Annotated in this window: 4 protein-coding genes and 2 pseudogenes; 5 read left to right on the top strand and 1 reads right to left on the bottom strand. The window is 43.7% G+C overall.

Going from position 1 to position 7,050, the window contains the following annotated elements:
* The first annotated feature begins 282 nt into the window (after positions 1 to 282).
* Positions 283 to 1,698 (top strand): DUF2130 domain-containing protein, encoded by a 1,416-nt coding sequence (locus tag MO867_RS19785; protein WP_252472322.1) that lies wholly within the window; start codon positions 283 to 285, stop codon positions 1,696 to 1,698.
* A 246-nt stretch (positions 1,699 to 1,944) separates the two neighbouring features.
* Here MO867_RS19785 and MO867_RS19780 read toward each other — a convergent pair.
* Positions 1,945 to 2,158, bottom strand: a pseudogene (locus MO867_RS19780) (BlaI/MecI/CopY family transcriptional regulator).
* 626 nt (positions 2,159 to 2,784) lie between these two features.
* Between MO867_RS19780 and MO867_RS19775 the strand changes: the two are divergent.
* From MO867_RS19775 to MO867_RS19760, 4 genes and pseudogenes are all read left to right on the top strand, one after another.
* Positions 2,785 to 3,288 (top strand): hypothetical protein, encoded by a 504-nt coding sequence (locus tag MO867_RS19775; protein WP_252472318.1) that lies wholly within the window; start codon positions 2,785 to 2,787, stop codon positions 3,286 to 3,288.
* A gap of 420 nt (positions 3,289 to 3,708) precedes the next feature.
* Positions 3,709 to 4,048 (top strand): annotated as a pseudogene (locus MO867_RS19770) (transposase); the annotation flags it as partial.
* Positions 4,049 to 4,386: 338 nt separating this feature from the next.
* On the top strand, positions 4,387 to 5,691 hold the full coding sequence (locus MO867_RS19765; RefSeq protein WP_252472316.1) for a hypothetical protein: 1,305 nt from the start codon (positions 4,387 to 4,389) through the stop codon (positions 5,689 to 5,691).
* Positions 5,692 to 6,628: 937 nt separating this feature from the next.
* A complete protein-coding gene (locus MO867_RS19760; protein ID WP_252472314.1) occupies positions 6,629 to 7,027 on the top strand; it encodes a hypothetical protein in 399 nt (132 codons plus the stop codon).
* Positions 7,028 to 7,050 lie beyond the last annotated feature (23 nt).

The following is a 7,050-nucleotide window of genomic DNA, read 5'->3' as shown; positions in this document are numbered from 1 at the left end:
GACAAGATAATTACAGTCACGATTTAAGCTGATTTATATGGGACAGCCCTGGGATCGGCCCCCACTCGTTACAGTGTATTAGTGAACTGATATTTTCCTAGCTTGGAGCTGCCCACGAGGGTAATGTAATGAGCAATAGGGATTTGAACCAATGCAGCTGGTGATTCGAACACTGGCGGTGGGTAACATGAGGTCGCTAAGATGCCTCCCATTCCCGAGTGGGCCTTTATATAGAGTACGGGCTACTTGTGTTAGTTTTTGCCATAGAGGAGAGTAGGGGATATGCATGAAATCATCTGTCCGCACTGCAGCAAAGCATTCAAGATTGACGAAGCCGGGTATGCAGATATTCTAAAGCAGGTTCGCGATGACGAGTTTGAAAGGCAGCTAAGTGAGCGACTTACGTTAGCAGAGAAGGAAAAGCTGAGTGCTATTGAGCTTGCCAAGAGTAAATCTGATAGTGAAATGCAAGAGGCAGCTGCAGCCAAAGACGCTGAAATTCAAGGTTTGAAAGCGAAGCTGGATACGGGTGCAGTTGAGCAGAGGCTTGCCGTTGCCGAGGCAGTACAGGCCGTTGAGCGGGAGCGGGATGCACTCACAAACGAGCTGGAGAGAGCAAAACAGGATAGCCAAGCTGCTTCGAAGCTTGCAGAGCAAAAACTCGTGCAAGATGTACAGAATACTGCCGCGAGCAAAGATGCAGAGATTCTGGACCTGAAAGCTAAATTGGATGCCAAAGAAATTACACAGAGACTGGCCGTCACAGAGGCGGTTAATGCGGTTGAGAAAGAGCGTGATGAACTAAAGATCGGCCTAAAGCAGGCAGAACTTGAAAAGGAGCTCTCAGACAGATCGCTGAAAGATAAATATGAAACACAAATCAAAGATCGCGATGAAGCGATCGAACGCCTCCGGGATATGAAGTCCAGGTTGTCGACGAAAATGGTGGGGGAAAGCCTTGAGCAGCATTGTGAGACTGAGTTTAATCGTATTCGCTCAACTGCATTCCCGAAGGCATATTTCGAGAAGGATAACGACGCAAGTACAGGCAGCAAGGGCGACTACATATTTCGTGACTCGGATGAGTCTAGCACTGAGATTGTCTCAATCATGTTTGAGATGAAGAACGAAAGTGATACCACTGCGACCAAGAAAAAGAACGAGGATTTCTTAAAGGAGCTCGACAAAGATCGCAAAGAGAAGGGCTGTGAGTACGCGGTGCTGGTTTCTTTGCTGGAACCCGATAGCGAGCTGTACAACTCTGGCATCGTTGATGTTTTCCACCGCTACCCGAAAATGTATGTCATTAGGCCACAGTTTTTTATTCCAATCATTACGTTACTTCGTAACGCCGCGATGAAATCACTTGAATACAGGAATGAGCTTGCCCTTGTGAAAGCGCAGAATGTTGATATTACAAACTTCGAAAGCGACCTGGATAAATTCAAAACAGCTTTTGCCAAGAATTATGATCTTGCTACAAGAAAGTTTCAAACGGCGATCGATGAGATTGATAAGTCAATTAATCACCTACAAAAAACCAAGGACGCATTGCTTGGCACCGACCGAAATCTGCGCCTTGCAAATAACAAAGCGCAGGATGTTACGATTAAAAAATTGACCCGACGCAATCCCACCATGGCGGAAAAATTCGATGAGTTGAGCAGTGAAAGTTCCTCTTTATCCGAAGAGTCATAAGGACGAGAAACATACCTAGCACCCATGAAGAAAATGGCCATAAAAATATATTTATTTTTATGGCCATTTTCGATGCCTAACTTTTCCAGCAGAGAAAATTATTAGTTACAGAATTAACCACAAGGCCCGCTAGCTTGTGAATGTAAGTTCGATCTGTCGCGATGGCTAGGTGTTCTGCTCTGATCCTCAACTCACCTCGGTGAGCAGCACCATTCAGCAAGGTGCATCAATGGGTGTTCGATATAACTAATCAATCTCTTTAAGCCATTTCCCAGAAATCTTCTTATGATTGGAAAGGTTCGCAATCAGTGGCACCATTTTCCCATCAAAAAATCGTGATATAAATCCTGTAGTTTCTTCTTCTGTGAAATCGTTCCGAGAAACAGAAGGGGGGGTAAAAATAACGTTTTTCATCCTTGCTTCGTATAACAGTTCCCTTTGTCACTAGTCGGGTAAGCATGGTTTTTATTGTATTCGGATACCAGTTGGAATGTTCCTGTATCCGATCAATGACCTAGCCCACAGTTAGAGGGTATTCTCTCCATGCGACTTCCAGGATCAGATGCTCTGCCGCTGAAATATTCATAGTTGTCTTCCGGAAATTACGTTATTGAGCGTTGAGACTACAGGTGTAGTTTATGTGTATCAAGTTGATCAAAGGATTAGAGCTCTAATGATTCACTAGTAAACCTTCCGTGGCATTAATAATCAGCCCGGCGACAACGAAATACACCTTTTGCAGTCTGTTGAAGCCGATTTCCGATATCCCAGCTTACGATGCGCTCTGGGGGAATAGTAGTGAGCGGTACTTTAGTACCTGGAAAGGTACTGTAGATATTATTGTTAATGGTAGGTTATTCAGTGAATAACAGCTCGAGCTCGATATTGATTACCACACAGAGACAATCAATCGCCTTTTGGTGAATAGGCGGGGGTCTCATACTTTACAAGTTGCTATAGAAGCGATACTTTGTTGCAGCCATTCGCCATGTGATGAGAAAGGAACAATTAAATTCCACGATACTTTCTCTGTATGCTTGAGGAGAGTGGTATTAGAACTATGCCTTACCTCTACAGCCATTATAGATGATGAAACACAGCCCGAAATTACAGAAAAAATATAGCCAGTTTTCCGAGAAAAAAAGGAGACTGCTTCAAGGGGATATTATAGATTGGTTGAAATCCGATTTTGGTATAGAGGCTAGGTTTATTCAAGCCGATGAGGCGCACTACGAAAACCCGTCAAAGTACATTGCATCTTATGACTACCTTAAAGATATATTAACAACGATGTGCTGTCATAAAACCGAAGCGAAAACTGTAGTGAGGCAGTTCTTAAGTTGCCTTGAGAGCGAAAAAATACAAGGAGAAGGGTTGATTTATGTTGGAAATGATAAGTTCGGCGCTTGTTGGCTTTCTTTTGAGGCGGATCGAGTTAATGAGGTGGTAGAGGCTATGGTGAGTATCTCAAATTTACAACCGGGGTTCGAATTACTGGTATCGGCTGTAGGATCAAGTAATATTTTGGGTATATTTGAAGAAGAGTATGAGTTTGTGATTGGGCGTTGTCAGCGATCAATTAATTGGTAGTTGGTGATTTTTTGTGGCATGTTTTTGCGCTTTTTTACGGGTGGTGAGGAGGGAGTCACCCAGAATATCCCAAAATATTTAGCGTCAGAAAAAATCGAGAGAGGCCATTTTGTGTCAGTGAAGGATCTGAGTGGGCCCTGACAGGGGGATGTTTCAGTTTGGCTGAATTGTTTGATCGTAATATCGTAGAGCTCTTCGATAGAGCTGAGTCGAGGAGGCTATACGAAAAGTTAGTCCAAGCTTATTCTGGCAATAGAAATGATTGGGATTTGGCAAATGAGCTAACCGAAGAGTTTAAATAGATACATTGCAAGACGCAATGGCAATAGATATTCCTTGTGGCTACAAGGTTTTTGCGCTTTGTATGTGTTGAATCGCCGCAAGTACGAACGATTCAGTTTTGAAAGCAAGGGAGACCTAAAGTCGAGTCAATCAAAAGCCGAGCGATACCTGTATGACATCTGGCAGGCTGAGACACGGGCCGCTGCAGAGAAGGCATGCGATACTTTGATCAAAGAAATATCCAAAAGTTGATGAGTGCCACCGGAAGGGCCATGAAGAGCTGGTTAGCTTCTGCAACTTCCCGGTGAAGCACTGGCAGAGTATCCGTACAATAAATCCAGTTGAATCGACCTTCTCCACAATGCTGCATCGTCCAAAGCGCTCAAAAGGCTGTTTGTCGAGAGAAGCGATGTTACATATGATGTTCAAGCTGGAGACTTGTGCAGAAGCAAGATGGAGAAAAGCGACAACTATCGACCAGAGCCCTACTTGATCAAGCTGGCTAAACAGCAGAATTGATAATAACTTCAATATATATGCTAAAGAGTCTTTGAGTAGTTTCGTGATGCTTCTTAAGGTCCCGAAGAATTGGCCATCAGGATTCGCAGAGATATTAGGGGGTTATTCAAAACTTTCCTAAATATATCTGTCTCAAGCCGCAATACCCTTCGCAGTTTGTTGCGTTTTAGTATATTCCATGATCCTATTCCCACGCTGCTAGGCGATCTTGTCAGGGAAGCTGTGTTTCCATAATCCAGGGCTTGCAGCAGTTCACAAAAAATATCTAATTATTTTCAATAAAACAGAGGAACGGTTTTGAATAAAGTAATACTGACACTTCTGATATTTTTAGGTAGCTTCAGCGCCCATGCTGCTACTCCTGATGTTGACCAGGCAAGAGACTCCCTAAATCTTATAAAAGAGTTGACACCCTGGCCTTGGGAGGAGCCAATAACGCCTATATTCGATAACTACCTGGAAGCAGACTTCGATCAATTCGAAGGAGTTGAAAAGTCACACTATATGGTAGATGAGTTATTGATGCATAAGTGGGGGCAGTCAATTAGTGAGTTTGTTGTGCTGGCCGAGCTTTTATATACGTTCCAGCCCGAAGATTATCAGGAGAAAAATAGGCTGGTATTTGATGCGGCGATTGCCGGCCTGGACATTTTCAGGTTATCAATCAATGAACTGCTGTTGCCCCATGTACCAAGTTACAAACTAAAACAAGAGAGCTTGGTTAGGCATTTTGATGGCGAAGGTATCGTTATTGCTATATTTGACCTCTTTGATCCGGTCCGCTTGCAAGAGCAGCGTACACAGCATCCCAATATCGAAGCTGAGGTACAATTTGGTGATCCGATCACATTTCTTCATGGTAATACTGTGATTGATATCATTCTTGATATAGCGCCGAAGGCGACAATCGTACCTGTCAGCACTGAGAGCAAAACGTATAACGAGGCGATGGCCTATCTACGGTATCGTGAAGACATTAGCGTGATTAATATGAGTCGTGCTTTTCATATCACTAATGATCAATTGGATACCCAGTTTGCCGAGCATCTTTCTGCCATTTTGCAGACGAAGTTATTCACTAAGTCCCTGGGCAATACGGGTACAGACTTGGAGGGTGAGAATACTGATGTGAGAGAGCGGCTGGGTTTACCTCCACTGGGTAGTTTCTTCACTTATGACCTGGATTTAATTAAAGCTTTTCTATCAGGAAATCAGGGTCGCTCAGGCGCTAAGAATTTGTTTTTTGCCATAAATCTTCAACCATTTTCTAATGAGGTCTCCTTAACGGCGACAGTTCCTGGTTACAATGACCTGGCGATCAAGCAGAGTTTTGCAATTGCTGGTGATGCCGTTTACTCAGCCTCCAGTCACAACTTTGAATCTGGTAGTTCCTTTGCAGCCCCGCAATTGGCCGCGATCAGCGTACTATTGTTTGATATGGCAGAGCAGCATGGTCTCACTAGAGAAGAGGCGATTGAGCGGATAAGTCAAGCCTTAAAAGATACGGCCCGACATACAAGGCTGGGTAGTCACAATATGGGAATGGGATTTGTGGACGCCCACCAGACAATGGCTGCTATTCGGCAATCAAGCCGGCGCTAGAACTTAGTACTATAGTTCGCTTCACCTGGCAGGCGATCTACCTGGAACGGCCTGTCAGGTTCTATTGAGTGCTCTCGCAATGCTAACACAGGGGTATTAAAAAGTGATACTTGGTACTATTAGGTTCTTCATTTCTGGACGGATTGGTATCGCTGCCTATCTGTTCTTTGGGGAATCGTTGAGCTTACTTCTTGAAATTGAGCAGATCAATTTCTATTTGAAGTAAACCTCTATGAATCCTTGTGCGCTTCTCCAGTCTGAAGTCCTACCGTTAAGTGCGATCCACCGCTAGTGATTAAGATGGTCTTAGCCATTGAATTCTTTATTGATGCTGCTAGCACACAGATTCTGGATATTACTAGGGTGATATAAAGCTATTTGATCTAGTTGGCCTTGCTGTGGAGGTAGTTTGGTAGGCTTTTATTGTCTGGAGTGGTCATGACCTGCTTAGGGTAAGGGGAAATCCCAAGTATACGTATATTCTATTAGTTGTATTGGTTTCAATGTTAACTCTGGTGGACTCGTTCAACGATATATTCTTGTTGGTTGGATTCTTAGAGGCAACTTGCTATTTGGTGTTTTTTATCTGTCTGTGAATGAAGTCGACAGAAGGCTGGTTCAAAGATTGACTTTTCAGGATTGGTAAATATTAGCTATTTCTACGGTATATGAGATCCCTGAAGGCATTACTAGATTATATAGCTACCAGCCCATTGGCGTGGCCACCATACTCAAGCGGCATCAGTCGTAATGCGCACTGTGGTTAGCGCCGATATTGAGACATAGATCTTTCAGCTACTTGATAGCGCCTACATAAGTCATCATTGAGCCAGATCTAGAGTTGTGAAGGAGGATTGATTCCAGGCTGGCAATCAGGATAATAGCGGCGGCAATGATAACTACAAATACTAGAACTGTGCCATTACTAGGAAATATGATGAAAAAAATTGCTATGCTTGCTTGCGCTTCCACTCTTGCAGCGTGTGCCTCCAATCCGGATAAAATTGATGCAGCATACGTTTCTCCGCTGACGTACAAAGACTATGATTGCGATCAAATAGCCCTTGAAATGGAGTATGTTGGCCAAAGAACCAATACGATTTACCAAAATCTGAAAGCTGAGCGTAACGCAGACAACTGGCAAATGGGCATTGGTCTTGTCCTTTTCTGGCCTACTCTTTTCCTTCTCGAAGGTGGAGACGGTCCTGAAGCGGCTGAGTATGCACAATTGAAGGGTATATTCGAAGCGCTGCGTTCAAACTCTATCCAGAAGAAGTGTGCTATTACTGCAAAGTCACCAGAAGACAACACTTCGGACAGTTTCATACAGCTATAGCCCCATAGTCACTGTACTGCTCG

The organism is Microbulbifer okhotskensis (genome assembly GCF_023895975.1).
GTDB classification, from domain to species: domain Bacteria; phylum Pseudomonadota; class Gammaproteobacteria; order Pseudomonadales; family Cellvibrionaceae; genus Microbulbifer; species Microbulbifer okhotskensis.
The sequence above is the reverse complement of the archived record's forward strand: the minus strand, read 5'-3'. Positions and strand labels throughout refer to the sequence as shown.